Here is a 3824-nt window from a genome sequence, read left to right as displayed (position 1 = left end):
CGAGTGGCAAGCGCGGCCTCGAGGACGCGGTCGAGGGCGGCGCGGTCACGGACGCGACCGGCATTCGTCGTCCAGGCCGGCTCGCCCTCGAGGCCGAGGGCCTCGCACAGCGCTGCGAACTGACGGTCGGTCCCGACGGCCAGGACGACGTCCCCGCCCGCCGTCGGATACGGGCGTCCATAGGGCGCGATGTTTGGATGGGCGGAGCCCTTCCGTCGAGGACGCGCTCCGGCCGTGAGCCAGTTCGAGGCCTGGTTCGCCAGCGACGACACCGCCGCACCTAAGAGTGACACGCGCGCCGTGGTGCCGAGTCCGGTCCGCTCTCGCTCGAGGAGCGCCACCAAGGCCGCTTCTTTGAGCTGGTGGCCCGCCAGCACGTCGACGAGCGCGACCGGCATCTTGGTCGGCGGCCCGTCCGCCTGTCCGTTGAGGGCCATAAAGCCCGACTCGGCCTGGACGACGGCGTCGTAGCCGGCCCGTTCGTCCTCGATGCCGTAGCCGTCGACCTCGAGGACGATCACGTGCGGGTTGACGGCTCGCAGCGTCTCGGCGTCGGACTCGAGGGCGGGCGCGGCGCCGGGACGGAAGGCGGAGATCACGATGTCGGCACGGGCGACCAGGCGGTGGAGAGCGCGCCGCCCGTCGGTCGTCTTCAGGTCGAGGACGACGGACTCCTTGCCCCAGTTGACGGCGCAGAAGTAGGCCGGCCTCGAATCGCTCGGGTCCTCGCTCGGGAGGTGCCAGCGCCGCGTGACGTCGCCGTGGGGCGGCTCGACCTTGACGACGCGCGCACCGTGCTCGGCGAAGAACATCCCGACGCTCGGGCCGGCCAGGACGCCGGCCAACTCGACGACCAGCAGCTCTGAGATCACGAGCGCGTGGCTTGGTCGAGAGTGTCGAACACGTCGTCCGGCATCTCGATCTCGGCCGCGGCCACGTTCTCCTCCAGGTGCGCGATGCTCGACGTGCCGGGGATCGGCAGCATGACCGGCGACCGCTTCAAGAGCCACGCCAGCGCGACCTGACTGTGCGACGCGCCGAGTGCGTCGGCGGCGTCCTCGAGGACGGGGTTGTCGGCGAGCTTGCCCGCGTTGAGCGGGTACCACGGAATGAAGCCGATGCCCTCGGCTTCGCAGAAGTCGACCACGGCCTCGTGCTTCCGTGTGCCGAGGTTGTACTCGTTCTGAACGGTCGCGACCTCGAGGCCGGCGTCCTGCGCGGCTTTGATCTCGTCCACGCCGACCTCGCTGAGACCGAGGAGCCGGACCCAGCCCTCGTCCTGCATCCGCTTCAGCGTCGAGAACTGCGCGTCGCGGTCGTGCTCCGGGTCGATCCGGTGGAGCTGGTACAGGTCGATGGTCTCGACGCCGAGCCGACGCATCGACATCTGGACGGCCTGGCGCAGGTAGGCGGGCGTCGCGAGGGGGTACCACTTGCCGGGTCCGGTGCGCAGGAGTCCGCCCTTGGTCGCGATCGCCACGCCGTCGTAGGGGTGGAGCGCTTCGCGGATCAGGTCCTCGGAGACGAACGGGCCGTAGCTGTCGGCGGTGTCGACGAAGTCGGTGCCGAGCTCGACGGCGCGGCGCAGGACGGCCCGCGCGGAGTCGGGGTCGGAGGGCGGCCCCCAGACGTGCTCGCCAGTGATCCGCATGGCGCCGTAGCCCATGCGGTGGATCGTCAGGCCGTCACCCAGGTCGAAGGTGCCGGAGGCGTGGACGGGTTTTTCGGTGGTCGCGGTGACGGGCATCGGGGTCGGGAGGAGGGGGCCTGTTCGACCGAGCCGTCCCGGGCCGCGTTCCGCCTTCGAGGTCGGTTACGCGAGCCGCCGCCTCAGATCGCGGAGCGCGCCGGGCGTCGTCCGCAGGCGGCTGCCGTACCACGAGAACGGCTCGCCATCCACCAGCCGGATCTCGGCGTCGGGCACGAGCGCCTGGACCTCCTCGATGTGCGTCTCCGCGAACGGGTACGGCTCCGACGAGAGCAGCACCACGTCCGGCGCCAGCGCGGCGATCTCCTCGTCCTCGAGGGCGGGATACCGATCTCGGTCGTCGGTCACGCTTGCGAATCCGCCTCGGCGAAGCACGTCTGCGATGATCGTGTCGCGTCCGACGCTCATCCACGGCTCGCGCCAGATGAGGTAGAGCGCGCTCACGGCCTCGAGGTCGCGGGTCTCGGCTTCGAGATCGCTGAACCCGGCCTCGACCTCGGCGGCGATGCGCTCGGCCTCGAGGACGCGGCCGGTGACGCGGCCGACGTCGCGGATCATGATGAGCGAGTCGGCGACCGTCGCCACGTCCGTTGTCCAGACAGGCGCGAAGGCCGCGATGGCCTCGACCTGCTCGCGGACGTTCTCTTCCTTGTTGGCGATCACCAGATCGGCACGGAGGGCGCGCACCTTCTCCACGTCAACGTTCTTCGTCCCGCCGACGATGGCCTTGCTCTGTTTCCAGCCGTCGGGGTGGACGCAGAACCGGGTCAGTCCGACGGTCTCGTCCTCGAGGCCGAGGTCGGCCAAGAGCTCCGTTTGGCTCGGGACGAGCGACACGATGCGGCGCGGCGCGTCCTCGAGGACGATGTGGCGACCGACGGCGTCGGTGTCTTCGACGAACATAGCTGGGGCGAGGGGCAGGGGAGACGTACGTCTCAAAGCTCCGTTCCGCCCCCAGCGGCGACCTCAAGCGCGTGCAGATTCGGCGATTGGTTTTGGGTCCGGACGGTCTACCTTCGGCGCCTCATTCGCGGCGGGCCGCCGTTCTCCATGACCAAGCTGGTTTTTGCGTTGGGCATCCTCGCAGTCGTCGGCTGCGACGCCGCCGCCTTCGAGGCCGAACCGGTCTCTCTTCAGACCGACTTCGCCCAGGGCGACGACGGGTGGGTAGCGCTGTTCACCAACTACCCGGCCGGAGAAGAGTCGTTCTACGAAATCGACTCGGGAAACCGCCCAGTCCCGCCACCGCTCGCGGGGTTCGGATTCCTGCTGACCGCGATGAACCACAGCGACGACATCAACATGCACGTGACTCGCCAGGTCGTCGGGCTGGTGCCGGGCGCCCGGTATCGAGCCTCGTTCCGGGTCACGTTCGCGACCAACGTCCCGAGCGGATGCCTGGGCGTCGGTGGGTCGCCAGGTGAGGGCGTGACCGTCCACGCGGCGGCCTCGACGGAACGGCCCCGCGTGGGCGCCGACGGATACGGGCTGAGCCTGGCATCCGATTACCAGCCGGTCGGCGAGTTCGACAGTTGGTACCGCGCGTTCGGGCTCGGAGACATCGCGAACGGACGGAGCTGCGACGCGTCTCCGCTCGACGAATCGTTCATGCTAAAGACGCTGACCAGCGCGGCTGACCACGCGTCGCTCACGGCCGATGAGGCTGGCCAAGCCTGGCTCCTCGTTGGGACGCGGTCGGGCTACGAGGCCACCTCGACGCTGTACTACACTCGCATCGAGGTCGGTCTACGGCCCGAGTAGACCTCGCGACCCTCGTCCTCGAGGGCGGCCCAATCAGACGCCACCCTCGAGGGCGGCCGAGAGCTTCCGCACCAGCCCGTCGAACGAGCCGTTCGACATCACCAGCGCCAGGTCGCCGTCCTCGAGGTCGGCGAGCAGGTCTGGCAGGAGCGCGTCGGCGGACGCGTAGGCTTTCGACGGGGTCCCGGCCTCGAGGACGGCCGCGGCCACGGCGTCGGCGTCGAGGAAGTCCTTGGGGTCGTCGTTGTGGCGGAGCGGCGGCGTGGACAGGAAGACGGCGTCGGCGGTCGTGAGCGCCTTGGCGTAGGGCGCCTCGAAGGCGGCGCGCCGGCTCGAGTTCGACCGCGGCTCGAAC

4 protein-coding genes and 1 pseudogene are annotated in these 3824 nt (G+C 69.9%); 1 reads left to right on the top strand and 4 read right to left on the bottom strand.

The window, feature by feature from the left end; genetic code table 11:
* The 3 genes from WBA11_RS08780 to WBA11_RS08770 all read right to left on the bottom strand — a co-directional run.
* Positions 1-872, bottom strand: an 872-nt coding sequence (locus WBA11_RS08780; protein ID WP_424520322.1) for a CaiB/BaiF CoA transferase family protein, incomplete at its 3' end; no start/stop codon positions are given.
* Positions 869-1747, bottom strand: coding sequence for an aldo/keto reductase (locus WBA11_RS08775; RefSeq protein WP_424520321.1), 879 nt, complete (start codon positions 1745-1747; stop codon positions 869-871). The genes WBA11_RS08780 and WBA11_RS08775, both read right to left, overlap by 4 nt.
* Before the next feature lie 66 nt (positions 1748-1813).
* Positions 1814-2611: a helical backbone metal receptor gene (locus tag WBA11_RS08770; protein WP_424520320.1), complete on the bottom strand. Its 798-nt coding sequence runs from the start codon at positions 2609-2611 to the stop codon at positions 1814-1816.
* A gap of 147 nt (positions 2612-2758) precedes the next feature.
* Between WBA11_RS08770 and WBA11_RS08765 the strand changes: the two genes are divergently transcribed.
* Entirely contained in the window at positions 2759-3469 is a 711-nt protein-coding gene (locus tag WBA11_RS08765) for a hypothetical protein (RefSeq protein ID WP_424520319.1), read from the top strand.
* A 33-nt stretch (positions 3470-3502) separates the two neighbouring features.
* On the opposite strand, the pseudogene WBA11_RS08760 reads toward WBA11_RS08765, so the two are convergent.
* A pseudogene (locus WBA11_RS08760) lies at positions 3503-3824 on the bottom strand (UDP-N-acetylmuramate:L-alanyl-gamma-D-glutamyl-meso-diaminopimelate ligase); the annotation flags it as partial.

The organism is Rubrivirga sp. (assembly GCF_049648075.1).
Lineage (GTDB): Bacteria > Bacteroidota > Rhodothermia > Rhodothermales > Rubricoccaceae > Rubrivirga.
The sequence above is the reverse complement of the archived record's forward strand: the minus strand, read 5'-3'. Positions and strand labels throughout refer to the sequence as shown.

Coding starts and splice junctions, on each gene's coding strand:
- WBA11_RS08770 (WP_424520320.1), bottom strand. CDS start 2,611: ATGTTCGTCGAAGACACCGACGCCGTCGGTCGCCACATCGTCCTCGAG.
- WBA11_RS08775 (WP_424520321.1), bottom strand. CDS start 1,747: ATGCCCGTCACCGCGACCACCGAAAAACCCGTCCACGCCTCCGGCACC.
- WBA11_RS08765 (WP_424520319.1), top strand. CDS start 2,759: ATGACCAAGCTGGTTTTTGCGTTGGGCATCCTCGCAGTCGTCGGCTGC.